The following is a 20,364-nucleotide window of genomic DNA, read 5'->3' on the forward strand; positions in this document are numbered from 1 at the left end:
AGACCTAAAATGCACTGGCGTTTTAAAACGTCGACAAAAGCCACTGAGAGAAAGCTTGCGATTTGCATGCAGATTGCGAGTTGCGCGCCATGACCACGAGGGAAATAACAATGGAACATTCGACGCCCGAGCGTCAGCTCGAACTCATCGAGCTGAGCGCGGTCACCGCTGCGCTCAATCGCGTGCAGGCCGTGATCGAATTCGATCTGCAAGGCATCATCCTGCATGCTAACGAGAACTTTCTCGCAACCGTTGGCTATACGCTCGATGAAGTGCGAGGCAAGCATCATCGAATGTTCTGCGAGCCCGAGTACGCGCGCAGCGAACCGTATCGACTCTTCTGGGAGCGCCTCGGCCGCGGCGAATTCGATCGCGGCGAATACCGGCGTCTTGGCCGCGACGGCCGCGAAATCTGGATCAACGCGTCGTATAACCCGGTGTTCGGCGAAGACGGCCGTCCCTATAAGGTCATCAAGTTCGCGACCGACATTACCGCAATCAAGCAGCAGCACGCGGAATACGAAGGCCGTTTGCGCGCCATCGACAAGGCGCAGGCCGTGATCGAATTCGACACGCAGGGCATCGTGTTGCAGGCGAACCAGAATTTTCTCGACACGCTCGGTTATCGGCTCGAAGAAATTCAGGGCAAGCATCACCGCATGTTCTGCGACGAACTGTATGCATGCAGCGCGGAATATACCGAGTTCTGGGCCAAGCTCAATCGCGGCGAATTCGATGGCGGACGTTACAAGCGCATGGGCAAAGGCGGACGCGTGGTCTGGATTCAGGCGACCTACAACCCGATCTTCGACGTCAATGGCCGTCTCTACAAGGTCATCAAATTCGCCAATGACGTGAGCGCGCAAGTCGAGCTCGAAGAGAGCGTGAAGCACCGCGCCGAAAGCGATCAGCGCAAGGTGGAAACGCTGCTCGAGGTGGTGCGCAATGCGGCGGCGGGCGACCTCACGGGCAAGGTGGAAGTGGCCGGCGACGATCCCATCGATCAGCTCGCAGCCGGCATCAAGAGCATGATGAGCGACCTCTCCGGCGTGATCGGCAAGGTGGTGGAATCGGCGGGCACGTTCAAGGATTCGTCGCAGGACATCGCGGCGCGCGCGGATACCGTCGCGGGCGGCGCGCAACTGCTCGGCGCGACGGTCGAGGAAATGAACGCGTCGATCGAGGAACTGACCGCATCGATCAACTCGATCGCCGACAACTCGCGCGGCGCGGACCAGCTCGCCAAGGACACGCAGCAGGAAGCCGAGCGCGGCGCGAAGGCGGTGGGCCGCTCGATCGAATCGATGGAACTCATCAACCGCTCCTCGGAGGATATCGGCGAGATCATCAAGGTGATCGGCGAGATCGCCAGCCAGACCAATCTGCTCGCTTTCAATGCGGCAATCGAGGCCGCGCGCGCGGGCGAGCACGGGCTCGGCTTTTCGGTGGTCGCCGACGAAGTGCGCAAGCTCGCGGAGCGTTCGTCGCAAGCCACCAAGGAAATCTCCAAGCTGATCAACGAGTCGGTCAAGCGCGTCGCGCAAGGCAGCGAAATCTCGAAGCAGGCCGGCGAGGCGTTCGAGCGCATTCTCTCGGGTGTGAGCCGCACGACGCAGGCCATTTCCGAAATCTCCTGCGGTGCGGACGAGCAATTGATCGCCGCGCGCGAAGTGGCCGCCGCGATCCAGCAGGTCGCGGAAGAGACCGAGAAGTCCGCGGGCGCGTGCGACACCATCGCGCGCGCGGCGGCCTCGCTCAGGGGCGGCGCGGAAGGACTCGACACGACGGTCGCACGCTTCGTCGTCTGACGATCAGGAGAGAGCAGTGGACATCGATAAGGATGCCGAAGCATCGGTGCAGCGTGCGTTGTTCGAGCAGGTGAGGCGGCATACCGGCATCGCCATGAACGAGCGCAAATGGACCATGCTCAAGGGCCGTTTGCGCCGCCGCGTGATGGCGCTGGGATTGCCCGATTATCGCGACTATCTTCAGGTGCTCGACACCAACGTGGAGGAAGTGCGCGACTTCATCGATCTCGTGACGACGAACGAAACCTCGTTCTTTCGCACGCCGCGTATCTGGGAGTATCTGTCCGAAGCGTTCTTGCCGTACTGGCATTCGCTGGAGACGGGCGCGCCGTTGCGCGTGTGGTCGGCGGCGGCGTCGAGCGGCGAGGAAGCGTGGTCGACGGCCATGCTGTGCGAGGAGTTTCGCGCGCGCCAGCCGTCGTTTCGCTACACCATCGTCGGCACCGATATTTCGGACGGCATTCTCGCCACCGCGCGCGCGGGCCGTTATCAGGGGCGCAGTCTCGAAGGCCTGCGCCTGCATCATCCCGCGCTCGCGCAGAAGTATCTGCGCAGCGACGGCGAATGGGCGAGTGTGAACGACGCGCTGCGCGCGAACGTCACGTTCCGGCAGCACAATCTCTATGCGTTGCCGCGCGACTTCGGGCAGTTCGATCTCGTGCTGCTGCGCAACGTGCTGATCTATTTCGATCAGGACGGCCAGCAGGCGGTGCTCGCCAACGTGCGCCGCGCGATGAAGCCCGACGCCGTGCTGATCGTGGGTGAATCGGAATCGCTGAGCCGCATGGCGACGGACTTCACCTTCGAGCAGCCGCTCATCTACCGCAACGGAAGACACAACGAGGAACGGGACCATGAGCACGCGTGACGTGCAGGTGCGGATGTGCGAGATCGCGGTAGGCAGCGCGGACGACGCGAAAATCCTTCGCGCGACGCTGGGTTCGTGCGTGGGCATCGGCCTGTTGTGGCGCGCGCGCGGCACCTATGGGCTGGCGCATTGTCTGCTGCCGCAACCGGTGGGCAGCGCGCGTGCGCCTGGCGCCGCGCAGACGGGCAACGGCGCGAAATACGTGATCGAGGCCCTGCCGGCGCTGATCTCGATGATGGGCGCCGATGCGGCGCCGGACGGTGAAATCGAAGCGGTGCTCGCGGGCGGCGCGAACATGATGCATCACCGCACGACGATCCACGAGCCGATCGGCGATCTGAACGTGCGCATGGCGCAGCAGTTGCTGGCCGGCGCGCGCGTGCGCGTGGTGCACGTCGATGTGGGCGGCGAGTGCGGGCGTCAGCTCACCATCGATTGCGGACAGCATCACTACGCCGTGCGTCATTTCGCGCGGGCGTCGTGACGCACGATGCGCGCCTGATCAATTCGTTCGGATAACGAATCAAGGAGCTTCGCGATGAATCATCGTGCGCTGGCCGCGGGTGGCAAGCTGGAGCTGTATGGATCGTTTCACCTCGCGGGCACGGAACTCGCGTTGCCGGTGTCGGCGCTCCAGGAGGTGGTCAATCATCCCGAAGCGCTCACGCCGGTGCCGCTCGCGCCGTCGTATCTGCTCGGCCTGTTCAATCTGCGCGGCACGCTGATTCCCGTGGTGGATCTGCGCCAGTTGCTCAATCTGCGCGACGAAGGCGTCGCGGGGGCGCGCAAGATCGCGATTGTCGAGGCGGCGGCGGGACGTGTCGGTCTGCAATTCGACGCCACGGGCGAGATCCTGCGCGTGCCGAAGGATCAGGTCATCGAGATCGCGATGGCCGAGGGCAGCGCGCCGTCGGCGATCGGCTCGGTGCTCAAGCTCGACGGCGGCGAGCGCATTTTGCAGGTGTTGTCCGCCGATGCGCTGCTGCGTTTGCGCGACGTCCCGCATCTGGCCGAACCCGCCGCGCGCTCGACCGCGCGCCGGGCCCAGCAGGGGCAGCGTCGCCAGAACGTGTCGTTCAAGGTGGGCGGCACCGCGCTCGCGCTGCCAATGGGCGCGATCCAGGAAATCATTCGCGTGCCCGCGCTCCAGCATTCGCCGCTCGCCGACGACGTGTGCATCGGCATGCTCAATCTGCGCGGCGCGACCGTGCCCGTGCTCGATTTCGGCAACTTCCTCGGTTTCTCGCGCGCGCCGGAAGACACGACGTCGGCCGACGAGCGGCGCATCGTCATACTGCTCCGCGACGATCTGTATTTCGGCTTGCTCGTCGACGAAGTGGCGAGCATCGTCGCCTGCCGCGATGACGAACTGCTGCCGATGCCGAGTTACGGCAACGCGCATCACTCGCTGTTCTCGGGCTATCTCGCAGCGGAGGGTGCCGAGGGTGCCAGCGGCGTCCTGCTCGTGAACGCCGATGCGCTTTACGCGCATGCGCGCGTTGCATCGCTCGCGGCGGGTCATCGCGATCTCTACCGCAAGGCCACGGAAGCGGCCGGCGTCGCGCAAAAACGCGGAACGGGCACACGTCAGACGCTCGTGACGTTCCGCATCGGCCAGTTGCTCGGCGTGCGCATTACGGATCTGCGCGAGGTGATCGACTATCGCCACGACACCGTCAAGACGCCGGGCCTGCCCGCGTTCGTGCGCGGCGTGCTGAATCTGCGCGGCGTGCTGGTGACGGTGATCGACGTGCGCGCGATGTATGCCATGCCGCCGTACGAGGATCTGACGCGCGCGAAGATCCTGATCGTCGAGCATCACGGCGAGAAGTATGGGCTGCTCGTCGATTCCATCGAGGACATCATCACGCTCAAGAGCTGCGCGCAACTCGCGATGCCGACCATGCTCACGCGTGCAGCGGGCGCGAATGTGCGCAGCGATATGCGCGAAGCGGTCGAATTGCCGGGGCAGGGTACGCTGATGCTGCTCGATCCCGCTTCGCTGTGCGAGCGCGTGGCGCAAGAGGCCGCGACGGTGTGAGTCAGGCTTCGAGCGCGAGCGTGGCGAAGGTGGCGAGCCAGTGCTCGCCCATATAGTCGCCGGCGACGTGATCGAGCGCGGCGTTCAGATGCGTCTGCGCCGCTTCATGCAGCACTTGCACGAGCGGATCGTTCGCAGGCAAGGCGCGCGCGAGCGTGCGCTGGCACCACGCGCGGCTCAGGTTCAGACCGTCGAGATGCGCGATCTTGCCGTCGGTGCGGTCGCTGACCGTGGCGGGCATGAACAGCGTGGCCGGTTCGCGCCGCGCCAGCGCGGGCAGAAATCGCGTGAACCATGCTGCGAATGCATCGGCGGTCAACACGCGGCTCATCAGCACGGCTTCCATCAATGACGGCGACAGAAATTCGTCGCCGGACGGTTCCCATGCCTGGCAATCCGAATCATTTTCATGCCAGCGTGTGGCCGTCTCCTCGATCAACTTCGCCAGTGTGTTTCGCTGCGTTTGCCGCGCAAAATCGAGCGCCAGCGTAAGCGCGAACGCCGTGTTGAAATGCGTGCCCACGCGCAGCGGATAAGTCGATTTCGGCAGGAATTCTTCGAAGCGCTCGACGAACGTTTCCGTGAGCGGCGCAAGCGTGCGCGACCAGCGCGCGGCCGCGGGTGTGGTCATCGCATGGAGCTGTCCCGCGAGCGCGAGCAGCCACGCCCAGCCATACGGACGCTCGAATCCACGGTTATGCGGCAGGTCGAGATAGGCGCGCTCGCCCGCCATGTTGGCGTCGGTGAAATGCGCGTCGATCACGGCGACAATGCGGGGCGCTTCCGGCAGCTCGGGAAAGCGCGCGAGCAGCCGCGCGACGAGCCAGTAGCCGTGCACGCAGGAATGCCAGTCATAGCTGCCGTAAAACACCGGATGCAGCGCGCGCGGCGTCTGCACGTCCTGCGGACCCGCGAGCGCGTGCGTGAGCTTGTTCGGATATTCGCGCGTGAGGTGAGCGAGCGCGAGCGAGGCGAAACGCGAGGCGTGTGCAGAGGAAAGCGTGGCGTTCATGGCAGCCGTGGACGATGTCGCGAGAGCGTCAGCTTAGCGCGATTCGCCGCGTTCATCGCGGCGCGCGTTCGCGTTCGAGCCGCCGCATCGCTTCGCCGACGTCCTGACTGAATTGCGCGAGCGCCGCCAGTTCGACGTTGGGCGGTTGCAGCGCGCTCCACAGCACGCTGGCGAGTTGCGTGGCGGTGGCTTCGATATCGGTGCGCCGATTGGCGAGCGTCGCGTCCCAGAGCACATGTTCCATCGGCCCGAACACCAGCGAGCGCAGCAGGCGCAAGGGCATGTCGCTGCGAATCTGGCCGCATTCCTGGCCGCGCGCGAGCACGCGCATGAGCGGCGCGGTATAGCGGCGCTGCATTTCCACGAGCGCCTCGCTCAGCTCGTGATGACGCGTGCGCCCTTCAGAGAGCACGAGTTCGCAGATGCCGGTGCCGCTTTCCAGCATCAATTGCAGATGCATGCGCACGATGAATGCAAACTGCTGATGCACCGTGCCGTCGCGGGGCAGTCCGGCTTCGATCGCCTCGATCGATTCGTCGTACCAGTCGCCGATCACGCGCGCGCAGAGTTCGCGTTTGCCGCGGAAATAGCTGAACACCGTCGCTTCCGAGATGCCCAGGCGTTGCGCGATCTCGGCCGTGGTGGCGCGCGCGTAGCCTTTCTCGGAGAACACCGCGCGCCCGGCTTCGAGGATTTCCTTGACGCGCTGCTGGGACTTGCGTCCGGCCGGTTGGCGGCGCGACGCGGGCAGGACGGGATGGGCGGTTTCTGACATTCTGAGTAAGCTTCACTTCTATGCGGATTTGTAGCCGATTATGCACGAATGCATTGGCTGTTCAATGAGTTTTTATATGGCTAAGGTGTGCATGTTAAGAAATCTGAGTGATACTCAAAATCACCTATTGACGTTAACGTAAATGTGGCGTGAAATGGGCGACGAAGAGGACAGCATGCGCCCTGCGCGGCCAACCCCGCGCCCGCACTCAGGAGACAGACAGATGAGCAACGTACCCGGTTTGCAGTTCCCGCTCGGCGAAGAAGTCGAAATGCTGCGCGACAGCATCGCCAACTTCGCGGCGAAGGAGATCGCCCCGCGCGCGGGCGAGATCGATCGCACCGACCAGTTCCCGATGGACCTGTGGCGCAAGTTCGGCGACCTGGGCGTGCTCGGCATGACGGTCGCGGAGGAGTACGGCGGCGCGAACATGGGCTACACCGCGCACATGGTGGCGATGGAAGAGATTTCGCGCGCATCGGCGTCGGTCGGCTTGTCGTATGGCGCGCACTCGAATCTGTGCGTGAACCAGATCCACCGCAACGGCACCGAAGCGCAAAAGCGCAAATATCTGCCGAAGCTCGTTTCCGGCGAACACGTGGGCGCGCTCGCAATGAGCGAGCCGAACGCGGGTTCGGATGTCGTCAGCATGAAGCTGCGCGCCGAGAAGCGGGGCGATCGATACGTCCTCAACGGCACGAAAATGTGGATCACCAACGGGCCGGATTGCGACACGCTCGTGGTCTACGCGAAGACCGATCCGCAGGCGGGCGCGAAGGGCATCACGGCGTTCATCGTCGAAAAAGGCATGAAGGGTTTTTCGGTTGCGCAGAAGCTCGACAAGCTCGGCATGCGCGGCTCGCACACGGGCGAACTCGTGTTTCAGGACGTGGAAGTGCCTGAAGAAAACGTGCTCGGCCAGCTCAACGGCGGCGTGAAGGTGCTGATGAGCGGGCTCGATTACGAGCGCGCCGTACTCGCGGGCGGTCCCACCGGCATCATGGCCGCCGTGATGGATTCGGTCGTGCCGTACATTCACGAGCGCAAGCAGTTCGGTCAGGCCATCGGCGAATTCCAGCTCATTCAGGGCAAGGTCGCCGACCTCTACACGACGTATCAGGCGTGCCGCGCGTATCTCTACGCCGTGGGCCGCCAACTCGACACGATCGGCAAGGAACACGTGCGCCAGGTGCGCAAGGATTGCGCGGGCGTGATCCTCTATACCGCCGAAAAGGCCACGTGGATGGCGGGCGAAGCCATTCAGATCCTCGGCGGCAACGGCTATATCAACGAGTATCCGGTCGGACGTCTCTGGCGCGACGCGAAGCTTTACGAAATCGGCGCGGGCACGAGCGAGATTCGCCGCATGTTGATCGGCCGCGAACTGTTCGCGGAAACCATGTAATCCTAACTATCGTCAAGACAGGCAAGGACAGGACACCGCGATGCCGATCATCGAATCGAAGCTCAATCCACGCTCGGACGAATTCAAGGCTAACGCCGCGGCGCTCGATGCGCTGGTCGCCGATCTGCGCGAGAAGATCCAGAAGCTCTCGCTGGGCGGCGGCGCGGCGGCGCGCGACAAACACGTGTCGCGCGGCAAGCTGCTGCCGCGCGAGCGCATCGCGCAACTGCTCGATCCGGGCACGCCGTTTCTCGAACTCTCGCAGCTCGCCGCTTACGGCATGTATAACGACGATGCGCCGGGCGCGGGCGTTATCACGGGCATCGGCCGTATCGCGGGCCAGGAGTGCGTGATCGTCTGCAACGACGCAACGGTGAAGGGCGGCACCTACTATCCGGTCACGGTCAAGAAGCACGTGCGTGCGCAGGAAATCGCGCAGGAGAACCGCTTGCCGTGCGTCTATCTCGTCGATTCCGGCGGCGCGAATCTGCCGAATCAGGACGAGGTGTTTCCCGATCGCGATCACTTCGGCCGCATCTTCTACAACCAGGCGAATCTGTCCGCGCAGGGCATTCCGCAGATTGCCGTGGTGATGGGCTCGTGCACGGCGGGCGGCGCGTATGTGCCGGCCATGAGCGACGAGTCGATCATCGTGAAGAATCAGGGCACGATTTTTCTCGGCGGGCCGCCGCTCGTGAAGGCCGCGACGGGCGAAGAAGTAAGCGCGGAAGATCTCGGCGGCGGCGACGTGCATACGCGCCTGTCCGGCGTGGTCGATCATCTCGCGCAGAACGACGCGCATGCGCTCGCCATCGCGCGCTCGATCGTCGGCAATCTGAATCGCGTGAAGACGCCCTCGCTCGCGCTGAAGGAGCCGCTGCCGCCGCGCTACGACGCGCAGAGCGTGTACGGCGTGATTCCGGTCGATACGCGCAAGCCCTTCGACGTGCGCGAAGTGATCGCGCGCATCGTCGACGACTCGGCTTTCGACGAATTCAAGGCGCGCTACGGCACCACGCTCGTCACGGGCTTCGCACACATTTGGGGGCATCCGGTCGGCATCGTCGCGAACAACGGCATTCTGTTTTCGGAGTCGGCGCTCAAGGGCACGCACTTCATCGAGCTGTGCTGCCAGCGCAAGATTCCGCTCGTGTTTTTGCAGAACATCACGGGCTTCATGGTGGGACGCAAGTACGAGAACGAAGGCATCGCGCGCAACGGCGCGAAGATGGTGACGGCGGTGGCCACGGCCAAAGTGCCGAAGTTCACGGTGATCATCGGCGGCTCGTTTGGCGCGGGCAATTACGGCATGTGCGGGCGTGCGTATTCGCCGCGTTTCCTGTGGATGTGGCCCAACGCGCGCATTTCGGTGATGGGCGGCGAGCAGGCGGCGTCGGTGCTGGCGACGGTGCGTCGTGACGGTATCGAGGCGAAAGGCGGTGCATGGAGCGCGGAGGACGAAGAGGCGTTCAAGCAGCCGATTCGCGATCAGTACGAACGCCAGGGGCATCCGTATTACGCGAGCGCGCGCCTGTGGGACGACGGCGTGATCGATCCCGCCCAAACGCGCGACGTGCTTGGCCTCGGGCTTTCGGCCACGATGAATGCGCCCATCGAAGAGACGCGCTTCGGCGTGTTCCGCATGTGAGCGGCGCCACGGAGACGAAGCTATGACGATGCAATACGAAACATTGCTGGTCGATATCGCGAATCACACGGCGACCGTCACGCTGAATCGGCCCGACGTGCGCAACGCGTTCAACGAAACCATGATCGCCGAAGTGAGCGCCGCGTTCGAATCGCTCGGCGCGCGCGACGACGTGCGGGCGATCGTGCTCGCGGGCAACGGCAAGGCTTTCTGCGCGGGCGCGGACCTGAACTGGATGCGCAAGATGGCGGGCTATTCCGATGCGGAAAACCGCGCCGATGCGATGGGCCTCGCGCGGATGCTCGCCGCCGTGTATCGCTGCCCGAAGCCGGTCATCGCGCGCGTGCAGGGCGACGCCTACGCGGGCGGCATGGGCCTCGTCTGCACGGCCGATATCGTGGTGGCCGCGGACACGGTCAACTTCTGCCTGTCCGAAGCGCGGCTCGGTCTGATGCCCGCGACCATCGCGCCTTATGTGATTCGCGCGCTGGGCGAGCAGGCATCGCGCCGCTATGTCGTCACGGCCGAGGCGTTCGATTGCGCGACCGCGCTGCGCCTCGGACTCGTGAGCGAAGCGGTGAGCGCGGCCGATCTCGACGCCACCGTGCAGCGCATCGCGCAGACGCTCTGCGCCAACAGCCCGAACGCGGTGCGCGAGTGCAAGCAGCTCGTGCAGGACGTCGCGAGCAAGCCGATCGACGACGCGCTGATCGCCGACACGGCCGAGCGCATCGCCCGCATCCGCGCGAGCGACGAGGGCCGCGACGGCGTGTCGTCGTTCCTCGAAAAGCGCACGCCGCGCTGGCGTGCCTGATCGCCCTGCAAGCCCAGATATCGCGAGACCCTACATGTTCAACAAGATTCTGATCGCCAACCGGGGCGAGATTGCCTGCCGCGTCGCGGCCACCTGCCGCCGTCTCGGCGTCAAGAGCGTGGCCGTCTATTCGGATGCGGATGCGAACGCGAAACACGTGGCCGCCTGCGACGAAGCCGTGCATATCGGCGAGGCGAGCGCGGCGCAAAGCTATCTGCGTATCGAACGCATCATCGCCGCGGCGAAAGCGACGGGCGCGCAGGCGATCCATCCGGGCTACGGTTTTCTCTCCGAAAACGAAGAGTTCGGCCGAGCCTGCGAGGAAGCCGGCATCGTTTTCATCGGGCCGCCGGTGGCCGCGATTGCCGCGATGGGTTCGAAAGCCGCGGCGAAAGCGCTGATGCATGCCGCGGCGGTGCCGCTGGTGCCCGGCTATCACGGCGACGATCAGGACGCCGCGCTGCTCCAGCGCGAAGCCGACGCGATGGGTTATCCCGTGCTGCTCAAGGCGAGCGCGGGCGGCGGCGGCAAGGGCATGCGCGTGGTCGAGCGCAGCGAGGACTTCGCCGCGGCGCTCGCGTCATGCAAGCGCGAGGCCGCGAGCAGTTTCGGCAACGACCGCGTGTTGATCGAAAAGTATTTGCAGCGTCCGCGTCATGTGGAAGTGCAGGTGTTCGCCGACTCGCTCGGCGGCGCGGTGTATCTGTTCGACCGCGATTGCTCGGTGCAGCGCCGCCACCAGAAGGTGCTCGAAGAAGCGCCCGCGCCCGGTCTCGCCGACGACGTGCGCCGCGCGATGGGCGAAGCCGCCGTGGCCGCCGCGCGCGCGGTCGATTACGTGGGCGCGGGCACTGTCGAATTCATCATGACGGGCGCGAACTTCTACTTCATGGAGATGAACACGCGCTTGCAGGTCGAGCATCCGGTGACGGAAATGATCACGGGCCTCGATCTCGTCGAGTGGCAGTTGCGCGTGGCGGCGGGCGAACCGCTGCCGCTCGCGCAGTCGCAACTCGCGGTGACGGGGCACGCGCTCGAAGCGCGTATTTACGCGGAGAATCCGGTGCGCGGTTTCCTGCCGTCCACGGGCACGCTCAAGCATCTGCGCATGCCCGCGGGCGTCGAGTTCCGGCTCGGCGATGCAGGCCAGCGCGCGAGCGTGCGCATCGACAGCGGCGTGCGCGAGGGCGACACCATCACGCCGTTCTACGATCCGATGATCGCGAAGCTGATCGTGCATGGCGCGACGCGCGCCGACGCGCTCGCCCGTATGCAGCGCGCGCTCGAGGAATGCGAGGTGGTGGGGCCGAGCACGAATGTCGAGTTTCTGCATCGGCTCGTGACGTGCGAACCGTTCGCGAACGCCGATCTCGACACGGGGCTGATCGAGCGTCATCACGACGCGTTGTTTGCGCCGCGCGACAGACCGCTGCGCGAAGCGCTCGCGCTGGCGAGCGCGGCGCTGATCGGGCGCGAGGGCGGCGGCGTGAACACGGCGTCGCCGTGGCAGGCGCTCGCGCATTGGCGGCTCAACAGCGGCTTCACGCAAACCTTCAAGTGGCGCGACGTCGAACGCGATACGCCGATCGAAATCGCGTTCGCACACGACGGCGGCGTGCAGACGCTGGCCTGCGCCGCAAGCGACGAGCGCTTTACGTGGTGGCGCGGCGCAAGTGCGAATGAATACGGCGTGACGATCGGCGATACGCGCGTGACGGGCCGCGTGTTTATCGACGGCGACGTGTTTCATGTGTTCTGTCTGGGCGCGGCGCTGTCGTTCGAATGGCAGAACCTGCTCGCGCATGCGGCGGACGCCGAGCACGGCGAAGGGCGTCTCACCGCGCCGATGCCGGGCAAGGTCATCGCGGTGCTGGTCGAGCCGGGCGCGGTGGTCGAGAAGGGCGCGCCGCTCATCGTCATGGAGGCGATGAAGATGGAGCACACGATCGGCGCACCCGCTGCGGGCAAGGTCACCGAGGTGCTCTACGGCGTGGGCGATCAGGTCGCGGACGGCGCGCAACTGCTGATGCTCGAAACCGAATGACGCGATTGCGGTGATCGGCACGAGACATGGTTTGACGCGTGAGAGCGTGTGACCCTGGGGCGTTTCGCGAATGCGGAACGCCTTCTTTTTTGTGCGCTTTCAGGCCGCGTTAGTTAATCGGCGCCGGCACCGGCGGCGCGAATCGCAGCGCCACCGCAATGCGATTCCAGGCGTTGATGTTCGCGATGGCCGCAGTCAGAAACGCCATCTGCATGCCGGGGAACTGCTGCGCCACTTCCGCGTAGAGCGCATCGCTCACGCCTTCGTGCAGATGCGAAACCAGCGCTTCCGTATAGGCGAGCGCCGCACGCTCGCGCGCCGTGTAGTGCTCGGGCGCTTCATGCCAGGCCGCGAGCAGATCGAGCTTCGTGCGCGTGAGCGGCTCGCCGGGCAGCGCGCGTGCGATATTGAGGTGATATTGAATGCAGAACGCGCAACCGTTGATTTGCGAGGCGCGAATCTTCAGCAATTCGGTGAGCGCCTTTTCGAGGCCGGAGGCGTCGACGGCCTTGCTCATCGTGACGAGTCCGGCCACCACCGACTGGGCTTCGTGGGCGAACGTGTCATAGCTGATGCGGGTGGACGTGCTGGACATGACTGGACCTCGCGCAAGTTGGCGGTTAATATCAGAGCACGAACATCATATTCGAACTCTGATATCATGCGCAAGACGACGAAACGGTCCGAAAAAATCGGGGCTGAAAGCGCGGCATCCGGCAACGCCGGGATTCCCGCGCCAGGCGAAGGCAAGCGCGGCGAGGCCGGTTATCTGGGCTATCTGCTGCGCCAGGCCGGCGCGGCGCACCGTTTGCGCATGGAGCGCGCGCTGACCGATCTTGGCATCACGCCGCCGCAATTCGTGGTGTTGACGATGCTCGTGGCTTATCCGGGCATTTCCGGCGCGGATCTCGCGCGCCTCGCGGCGCTCACGCCGCAGACCGTGAGTGTGATCGTCGGCAATCTGGAGCGCGATGGCGCGATCGAGCGGCGTCCGCATCCGGTGCACGGGCGCATTCAGCAGATCGGCGTGACCGAGGCGGGGCTCGCGTTGCTCAAGCAATGTCGCACGCGCGTGAAGAAGCTCGAAGCGCAGATGATCGAGGGCTTTTCGGCGGGCGAGGAACAGGTGATCCGCCGCTGGCTCGCGAGCCTTGCGCGCGAGGGCGAGGCCGGCGGATTACAGGCGTTGTCGTGAACGTTATCGTGAAGGTGATTGCGGCCGTTACTGCGGACGCGCGATGGCGCACGCGTGATCGAGCAGACCTTCGGCGCTGCCCGAGCCGTTGTCCACATCGAGCCCGCTGTTGACGACGAGCCAGCCGTCGCGCGCCGTATCGGGACCCGCGCCCGTCACGAGAATCGTTTGCGCACTCATGCTTTGTTTCGCGTCCAGATCGCGCTCGACCACGCGGAACGGATTGCTGCGATCGGCGAGACTCGTCACGCGCGTGATGCGATAGCGCTTGCCGTCGAGCGTCGCCCAGCGCCACGCGCCGGGTGCGTCGTGTCGATAAGGCGCGAGCGCGTCGGCGATATCGGCGCGCATGCAGTCGACGTGAATGTGCAGCTGATTCTGCGAACGCCGTTCCGTTGCATTGATTTCGAGGCCGAGTTGCGTCGGCGCCAGCGTCGTCTTCAGCTTCGCGTTGACGTAGCGCGTCGCGTCCCAGGCGCCCACCCAGTAGTCGGGCGAGCCGCCGTAGAGAATCTCCGGACTCTCGATGCCCGAGACGCGATCGGTCGGAATCAGCAGATATTGCGCGCGGCCGTTGATGTCCTTGAGCACCGCGTAGCGCTTCTGGAAGTCGACCGTCGTGCACGGACCCGGCTCGCCCTTGTCGCGTGCGTTGGGCACGCATTGTTCGCCGACCACTTTCCAGAGTCCGTTCGGGTCGAAGGTCGACAGCCGCACGCAGCCCGTGACGGCGAAGGCGGCGATCAGCGCACTGGAGAACGCGGCGGAGAGCGCCGCGATGCGTGAGCGGCGACGAGCGGCGAGAGCGGGAACGTGAGGCATCGGCGCAAAAGGGCGTAGTGGATCGATTCGAGTTCGATCGTGGACGGGCCGCGCGACTGGCTGCGTCGAGTCTGCTTCGCTGCGCGCGGGCTGGCCTTGCTGCGGGGAGTGTAGCGGAAGCGTGTGTCGGGCGTGTGCGCGGATGCGTGTGTCGATTTAATCGCCCTCGCGAAACAGCCCATAAAAACACGGCATAAAACGCAGCGGCCCGCCGAATTACTCCGGCGGGCCGCTATTTCATCGACATTCACAGTGCCTGCGCACCGCTCATTTACGCGGCGGATGAAACGTCACAGTTTGCTCCGCAGGCGCGTCGGACGGCCCGCAGGTGCCACAGGTGCCGCAGCCGTCGCCACAATCGCCCGTCGCGCCTTTCGGCTGGATCCAGCGTCCCACGCGTTGCGCGAAGGCGCCGCGTTGCGGCCGCAACAGCGGCGCGGCCGCGCCCGCCTGCACGCGTGAAGCGGTCTTCGGCGCGAGCTTGCGCAGCGCCTGCCAGAGGCTCGCGGCGACGAGCAGGGCGATCACGGCATATTGAATCAGCAGATTCGCGCTCACAGGAAATACCTCGCGACTTGATACGTGACGAACGATGCCGCGTACGCGACCACGAACATGTAGCCGAACGACACCACCACGGCGCGCCACGAACGCGTCTCGCGGCGGATCACGGCGAGCGTCGACATGCATTGCGGCGCGAAGGCGAACCACACCATCAGCGACAGCGCGCTCGCCACCGAGAAATTCTGCGCGAGCGTATGGCCGAGCGCGGCGACATCGCTGTCGCCGCCTGCCACGGCATAGACCGTCGCGAGCGCGGCCACGGCGGTTTCGCGCGCGGCGAACGCGGGAATCAGCGCGAGGCTCATCTGCCAGTTGAAACCGAGCGGCGCGAACGGCCACTCCAGCGCGCGGCCGAGATAGCCCGCGATCGTGTAGTCGATGGCGGGGCCGGTCGCGCCCGCGGGCGGCGAGGGGAACGTGGAGACGAACCACATGATCACGGTCAGCGCGAGAATGATGCCGGTCAGGCGCTTCAGGAAGATCGTGCAGCGTTCCCACAGGCCGATCGCCACGTCGCGCGCGCGCGGAATGCGATACGACGGCAGTTCCATCAGCAGCGCGTGTTCGGTGCGGTCGCGGCGCAGATGCTTCATCACCCAGCCCACCGCCATCGCGCCCACGATGCCCGCCACGTAGAGCGCGAACAGCACGAGCCCCTGCAGGTTGAACACGCCGAACACCATGCGGTGCGGAATGAACGCGCTGATCAGCAGCGCGTAGACGGGCAGACGCGCGGAACAGGTCATGAGCGGCGCGACGAGAATGGTCGCGAGTCGGTCGCGCGGATCGGAGATGCTGCGCGTGCCCATCACGCCCGGAATCGCGCACGCGAAACTCGAGAGCAGCGGAATGAACGAGCGCCCCGTGAGACCGACCGACACCATCATGCGGTCGAGCAGGAAGGCCGCGCGCGGCAGATAACCCGACTCCTCCAGCACGAGGATGAAGAAGAACAGCACGAGAATTTCGGGCAGAAAGCCGAGCACGGTGCCGAGGCCGGTGAGCAGACCGTCTGTGAGCAGGCTGCGCAGCGGGCCGTCGGGCAGCCACGCGCCCGCGATGCCGCCGAGCCAGTCGAAGCCGTCGCCGATCGAATCGGTCAGCGGCTTGCCGAGCCCATAGACCGCCTGGAAAACGAGGAACATCACCACCGCGAGAATCAGCGGGCCGAATAGCGGATGCAGCGCGACGCTGTCGATGGCGTCGTCGCGCGCGTCGGTGGCGCGCGGCATCGTCACGGCGTCGGCGAGAATGCGGCGCACGGCGGCGTGGAGATCGCCGTCCTGCGCGATGTCGGCGGTTGCCGCTTGCGACGGCGCGGCGTCGTCCGCGTTCACGCGGTCGAGCAGATCGACGAGCGACTGCGCGCCGTTGCGCTGCACGGCGACCGTTTCGACCACCGGCATGCCGAGCGCCTGCGAGAGCTTCGCCGCGTCCACGACGATGCCGCGTCGCTTCGCGGCATCCATCATGTTGAGCGCGAGCACGACCGGGCGGCCCATGCGCTTCACTTCGAGCACGAAGCGCAGATGCAGACGCAGATTGGTCGCGTCGGCCACGCAGACGACCAGTTGCGGAATCGCCTCGCCCGGATAGCGGCCCATCAGCACGTCGTGCGTGACGCGCTCGTCGGGGCTCGCGGAATCGAAGCTGTACGCGCCGGGCAGATCGAGCAGTTGCACCTTGCGGCCCGACGGCGTGACGAAGCGGCCTTCCTTGCGCTCGACCGTCACGCCCGCGTAGTTCGCGACTTTCTGGCGCGCGCCGGTAAGCAGATTGAACAGCGCGGTCTTGCCGCAATTCGGGTTGCCGACGAGCGCGATGCGCAGCGGCGTGGCGTTCGTCGTGCTCATGCAGCGGCTCCGGCTTGGGTGTCGGTGGCGTCGATCGCTTCGATCTGGATGGTCACGCGTTCGGCTTCGGCGCGGCGCAGCGCGAAGCGCGTCGAGCCGATCTGCACGAGCAGCGGGTCGGCGCTCCAGGGCGCGCGTGCGACCACGCGCACGGGCTCGCCGGGCACGAAGCCCAGATCGCGCAGACGTTGGGCGATGGGGTCCGGCGCGGAGGCGTCTTCTACGCGCGCGACAAAGGCGCTTGCGCCTTTTGAAAGGTCGGTCAGACGCATGGGGAAGCTTTCTATATTGAAATGAGAACTGTTCTCATTGTAGCGGCGATGCGCTTTGCGTGCGGTGGCGTGCGTCAGATTGCGGCGTTGCAATCGGGGTGAGAGACGGTGTGCAAAGGGCTGGGCGCAGTTTGTTCGACGATATGCGCCAATTTGTCGCACGCATGGCCGGCGCAGGTCGCGCCGACGCCACGTACGACTGACGGCGCACGGCCGAAAAGGCGTAAGCGTAGCGGAAGTCGAGCGAAAGAAAACTGGGCCGTTGTGCTCAGAGGGCGGGCGCGGGCAGGCTGCCGAGAATCCGCTCGAAGGCGAGACCGATGGCGAGCAGGCGGCGGTCGCTGCCTGCCGGTCCGTCGAGTTCGAGGCCGACCGGCAGCGGCCCGTTGTCACCTTCGACGAGACCCGACGGCAGCGCGAGCCCCGGAATGCCCGCGTTGCTCGCGGGATCGGTGTTGCGCAGATAGGCCTCCATCTCGTCGATGGGCGGGCCGCCGTCGATCGACACGCGCGACGAGCCGTTCAGTTCGTCGAGCGGCACGGCGGCGAGGCGCGTGGTCGGGAACAGCAGCGCGTCGAGCCCCTTCGCGGAGAAGGTCTGCGCGTAGCGCTGCTGCAGGCGCGGACGCCACACGGTCATCGCGGTCTGATAGTCGCTGCCGCGCGCGTCGGCGAGGATCGCATCGTAGGCCTCGCGCACGTCGGGGCTGGCGATGCGCGCCGCCACCTCGGCCACGCTGCGCGCCGGCGCGTGATTGGCCGCGAGCCACGCCTGCAGATCGTCGATGGGTTCGTGCAGCGCGATCGCGAGGCTCACGCGGTCGTTGAGCGCGAAGATGTCGCCCATGTCGATCGGTACGAGCGTCACGCCCGCCGCCGCGAGCTTCGCGAGCGCCGCGCGCGAGACTGTTTCGGTGGCCGCTTCGAGGCCTTCCCAGAACGGCGCGGGCAAGCCGATGCGCAGATTCGCGACGGCCGCTTCCGCGAGCGGGCCGTGACCGGTGATCACGCCGTCGAGCAGCGCCACGTCGGCGACCGTGCGCGCCATCGGGCCCACGGTGTCGCGCGTATGGCTGATCGGCACGACGGCTTGCGGATCGTGATAACGGCGCTGCGTGCCGCCGTCGCCCACGCTCGGACGCAGGCCGACGATGCCGCAGAGCGCGGCCGGAATGCGCGTGGAGCCGCCGGTATCGGTGCCGAGTCCCGCGGGCACGATGCGCGCCGCGATGGCGGCGGACGTGCCGCCCGACGAGCCGCCGGGAATTCGTTCGGGATCCCAGGGATTGCGCACGGGGCCCGCGTGCGGCGCGAGATTCGTGCTGGTGATGCCGAACGCCAGCTCGTGCATGTTTGCCTTGCCGAGCACGATCGCGCCCGCATCGACGAGACGCTGCACCGACGGCGCGTGGCGCGCGGGCACGAACCCTTCGAGCGCGGGCGTGCCCGCCGAGGTTTGCAGTCCGCGCGTGTTGATGTTGTCCTTCACCACCACGGGCAGGCCCGCGAGCGGCAGATGCGCGCGTTCCGCGGCGCCGAGCGTGTCGATGCGCTGCGCCGCCGCGAGCGCGCCTTCCACGTCGAGCGTGGTCAGCGCGTTGAGATTTTGGAGCGCCTGCGCACGCGCAATCAGCGTGGCGACGTAATCGGCGGCTTTGAGCCGGCCCGCGCGGATCGCGTCGACGGCCTGCGTCGCGGTCAATTCGAGCTGCTGGTCGACAGTCCAGGTCATGCAGTCTCCTCCTTGTGCGGCGCGGCGGGCGCGCGCAATCATGCGCAATCGCGCAAACCGTGCGCGCCGGTGCGGACGTCTTCGGCTAGCGCTTCATGAAGCGCAGCGCGAGCCGCGCGAGCGCGGGCACGAGCGTCGGACGCAACAGGCGCGGATCGTAGCCGCTCATGCGGTCGGTGTCTTCCTTCAGGCACAGTTCGATCATCTCGCGCGGCTTGAGCGCGTCGCCGAGCACCTCGCGGTTCGCGGGCAGGAAGTTCGAGTCGTGCGCCACGCCGTCGGCGTCGATGCCGCGCGCGATCGCCACGCGGTCCCATATCAGTTTGATCCAGATTGCGCCGACGCGCAGCGAGTGCCACGGACGGCGCCACCACGGCATGGTCTTGCGATACCACGCGACCCAGTTCACGAAGAACAGGATGTGGCGCGCTTCTTCCTGGATCACCGGCTCGAAGGTCTCGACCAGTTCCGCCGGAAAGAAGCCCGAACGCTGCGCCGAGCGGAACAGGCCGAAGGCGAAGAAGCTGTCGATGCACTCGCTGTAGCCCGTGAACATCCACGCCCATTCGGCGTCTTTCGGTGGCGCGTAATGCGGTTCGGGCGCGAGTTCGATGCCGTAGGCCTGCACCAGATGCGAGAGCACGACCTTGTGGCGCGCTTCCTCGTCGCCGTCCATTTCGATGGCTTCGCGCAGCAGCGGTTCGGTCACGGTCGCGGCGTAGGTTTTCACGCGGATCGACGCGCGGCCTTCGGTCTGCACGGCGATATCCCAGATCGGCAGCGACGTCAGGCGGCGCAGCGCATCGGCTTCGAGCTTCGGCCAGTCGAGCACGGCGGGACGGTACGGATCGTGGGTGTCGAGCAACATCCGGCAGAACATCTTGCGATGTTCGTCCGATCCGATCTTGATGGGCCCTGGCGTGTCGTGAGTCCAGCGACGCAGCGCGGCGTCCTGGTCGGTGAGGTGATCGCCGCCTACCTCTGGATGCGTCAGGGTTTCGGACATGGATACAGTAAAAATGACAGTGATATGACTCCTATTCTGTCACATTCGTAAGAAATCCTGCCTTGGCGCGCGCAGGCCGGAACCGGCTGGCGACGACCGTAGATGGCCGCTACAAGCGTGCTTCATTCGTCCTTCATTCGGGCCGGATCAGGCGCAGCGGCGCTGTTCGTCGATCCACATGCGCGCCCATCGGCACGCGTAGGCGAGCGCGTGGCGCTCGTCGAAGAAGTAATCGAGCGCGTCGAACGAGCGGTGCGCGCGCGGGCGCGTGCTCGGCAGCGTGCCGATCGTCAGATTGGCGGCGTACAGGCCGTTCGGAAGCCGCTGCGCACTGGGCGCGACTTCGTAGCCTTTGTAGCGAAGGGTTGCGTGCATGGCCACTGAATCCTGTCGATGCTTGCGTAAACAGGCCCAAGCGTAGTGACACCCCTGCGCGGGCGGAACCAATCATTCGTCGCAAGCAAATCACGTCCGGTCTGCAACGATCAGCAGCGGCAACTGCATG

General features: G+C 65.7%; 19 protein-coding genes and 1 pseudogene. 9 read left to right on the forward strand and 11 right to left on the reverse strand.

What is annotated here, in order from left to right:
- Positions 1-110: 110 nt before the first annotated feature.
- From SB764_RS07780 to SB764_RS07795, 4 genes are read left to right on the forward strand one after another with little or no spacing between them, the layout of a single operon-like run.
- Positions 111-1,808 (forward strand): methyl-accepting chemotaxis protein, encoded by a 1,698-nt coding sequence (locus SB764_RS07780; RefSeq protein ID WP_410863126.1) that lies wholly within the window; start codon positions 111-113, stop codon positions 1,806-1,808.
- A 16-nt stretch (positions 1,809-1,824) separates the two neighbouring features.
- The gene (locus SB764_RS07785; protein WP_065057672.1) at positions 1,825-2,676 is read left to right on the forward strand and encodes a CheR family methyltransferase; all 852 of its coding nucleotides are present in this window, start codon (positions 1,825-1,827) and stop codon (positions 2,674-2,676) included.
- On the forward strand, positions 2,663-3,160 hold the full coding sequence (locus tag SB764_RS07790; protein WP_065057673.1) for a chemotaxis protein CheD: 498 nt from the start codon (positions 2,663-2,665) through the stop codon (positions 3,158-3,160). Before SB764_RS07785 ends, SB764_RS07790 begins: the two co-directional genes overlap by 14 nt.
- A 54-nt stretch (positions 3,161-3,214) precedes the next feature.
- Positions 3,215-4,717, forward strand: a complete 1,503-nt coding sequence (locus SB764_RS07795) for a chemotaxis protein CheW (protein ID WP_410863127.1) — start codon at positions 3,215-3,217, stop codon at positions 4,715-4,717.
- 1 nt (position 4,718) lies between these two features.
- On the opposite strand, the gene SB764_RS07800 is transcribed toward SB764_RS07795, so the two are convergent.
- From SB764_RS07800 to SB764_RS07810, 3 genes and pseudogenes are all read right to left on the reverse strand, one after another.
- The gene (locus SB764_RS07800) at positions 4,719-5,729 is read right to left on the reverse strand and encodes a DUF2891 domain-containing protein (RefSeq protein WP_110325953.1); all 1,011 of its coding nucleotides are present in this window, start codon (positions 5,727-5,729) and stop codon (positions 4,719-4,721) included.
- Between the two features lie 52 nt (positions 5,730-5,781).
- Positions 5,782-6,198 carry a TetR/AcrR family transcriptional regulator C-terminal domain-containing protein gene (locus tag SB764_RS07805; RefSeq protein WP_408585172.1) on the reverse strand — a complete coding sequence of 139 codons (417 nt, stop codon included), beginning with the start codon at positions 6,196-6,198 and terminating at the stop codon, positions 5,782-5,784.
- Between the two features lie 99 nt (positions 6,199-6,297).
- Positions 6,298-6,504: pseudogene (locus tag SB764_RS07810) on the reverse strand (helix-turn-helix domain-containing protein); the annotation flags it as partial.
- Between the two features lie 223 nt (positions 6,505-6,727).
- Between SB764_RS07810 and SB764_RS07815 the strand changes: the two are divergent.
- From SB764_RS07815 to SB764_RS07830, 4 genes are read left to right on the forward strand one after another with little or no spacing between them, the layout of a single operon-like run.
- On the forward strand, positions 6,728-7,909 hold the full coding sequence (locus SB764_RS07815) for an isovaleryl-CoA dehydrogenase (protein ID WP_065057677.1): 1,182 nt from the start codon (positions 6,728-6,730) through the stop codon (positions 7,907-7,909).
- Between the two features lie 40 nt (positions 7,910-7,949).
- Entirely contained in the window at positions 7,950-9,557 is a 1,608-nt protein-coding gene (locus SB764_RS07820; RefSeq protein ID WP_074981308.1) for a carboxyl transferase domain-containing protein, read from the forward strand.
- Positions 9,558-9,585: 28 nt separating this feature from the next.
- Complete coding sequence (locus tag SB764_RS07825) at positions 9,586-10,371, forward strand: enoyl-CoA hydratase/isomerase family protein (protein WP_336753517.1); 786 nt, start codon at positions 9,586-9,588, stop codon at positions 10,369-10,371.
- A gap of 34 nt (positions 10,372-10,405) precedes the next feature.
- On the forward strand, positions 10,406-12,415 hold the full coding sequence (locus SB764_RS07830) for an acetyl/propionyl/methylcrotonyl-CoA carboxylase subunit alpha (protein WP_410863129.1): 2,010 nt from the start codon (positions 10,406-10,408) through the stop codon (positions 12,413-12,415).
- A gap of 109 nt (positions 12,416-12,524) precedes the next feature.
- On the opposite strand, the gene SB764_RS07835 is transcribed toward SB764_RS07830, so the two are convergent.
- A complete protein-coding gene (locus tag SB764_RS07835; protein ID WP_074981312.1) occupies positions 12,525-13,010 on the reverse strand; it encodes a carboxymuconolactone decarboxylase family protein in 486 nt (161 codons plus the stop codon).
- 66 nt (positions 13,011-13,076) lie between these two features.
- Here SB764_RS07835 and SB764_RS07840 point away from each other — a divergent pair, with 66 nt between their 5' ends.
- On the forward strand, positions 13,077-13,610 hold the full coding sequence (locus SB764_RS07840) for a MarR family winged helix-turn-helix transcriptional regulator (RefSeq protein ID WP_110325958.1): 534 nt from the start codon (positions 13,077-13,079) through the stop codon (positions 13,608-13,610).
- Between the two features lie 27 nt (positions 13,611-13,637).
- Here the strand turns inward: SB764_RS07840 and SB764_RS07845 are convergent, their stop codons facing one another.
- The 7 genes from SB764_RS07845 to SB764_RS07875 all read right to left on the reverse strand — a co-directional run bounded on the left by SB764_RS07845 (position 13,638) and on the right by SB764_RS07875 (position 20,234).
- Complete coding sequence (locus SB764_RS07845; protein WP_080180818.1) at positions 13,638-14,432, reverse strand: CDP-diacylglycerol diphosphatase; 795 nt, start codon at positions 14,430-14,432, stop codon at positions 13,638-13,640.
- A 267-nt stretch (positions 14,433-14,699) separates the two neighbouring features.
- Complete coding sequence (locus SB764_RS07850) at positions 14,700-14,990, reverse strand: DUF6587 family protein (RefSeq protein ID WP_065057682.1); 291 nt, start codon at positions 14,988-14,990, stop codon at positions 14,700-14,702.
- The gene (gene feoB, locus SB764_RS07855; RefSeq protein WP_410863131.1) at positions 14,987-16,849 is read right to left on the reverse strand and encodes a ferrous iron transporter B; all 1,863 of its coding nucleotides are present in this window, start codon (positions 16,847-16,849) and stop codon (positions 14,987-14,989) included. The genes SB764_RS07850 and feoB overlap by 4 nt, the downstream gene beginning before the upstream one ends.
- Complete coding sequence (locus tag SB764_RS07860; RefSeq protein WP_065057684.1) at positions 16,846-17,121, reverse strand: ferrous iron transport protein A; 276 nt, start codon at positions 17,119-17,121, stop codon at positions 16,846-16,848. Before SB764_RS07860 ends, feoB begins: the two co-directional genes overlap by 4 nt.
- Positions 17,122-17,389: 268 nt before the next feature.
- Complete coding sequence (iaaH, locus tag SB764_RS07865) at positions 17,390-18,853, reverse strand: indoleacetamide hydrolase (RefSeq protein ID WP_065057685.1); 1,464 nt, start codon at positions 18,851-18,853, stop codon at positions 17,390-17,392.
- 85 nt (positions 18,854-18,938) lie between these two features.
- Positions 18,939-19,859, reverse strand: coding sequence for a ferritin-like domain-containing protein (locus SB764_RS07870; RefSeq protein WP_183038892.1), 921 nt, complete (start codon positions 19,857-19,859; stop codon positions 18,939-18,941).
- 147 nt (positions 19,860-20,006) lie between these two features.
- Positions 20,007-20,234 (reverse strand): transcriptional regulator, encoded by a 228-nt coding sequence (locus SB764_RS07875; protein ID WP_065057687.1) that lies wholly within the window; start codon positions 20,232-20,234, stop codon positions 20,007-20,009.
- Positions 20,235-20,364: the final 130 nt, after the last annotated feature.

The organism is Paraburkholderia sp. SIMBA_027, from assembly GCF_046535315.1.
GTDB lineage: Bacteria > Pseudomonadota > Gammaproteobacteria > Burkholderiales > Burkholderiaceae > Paraburkholderia > Paraburkholderia tropica.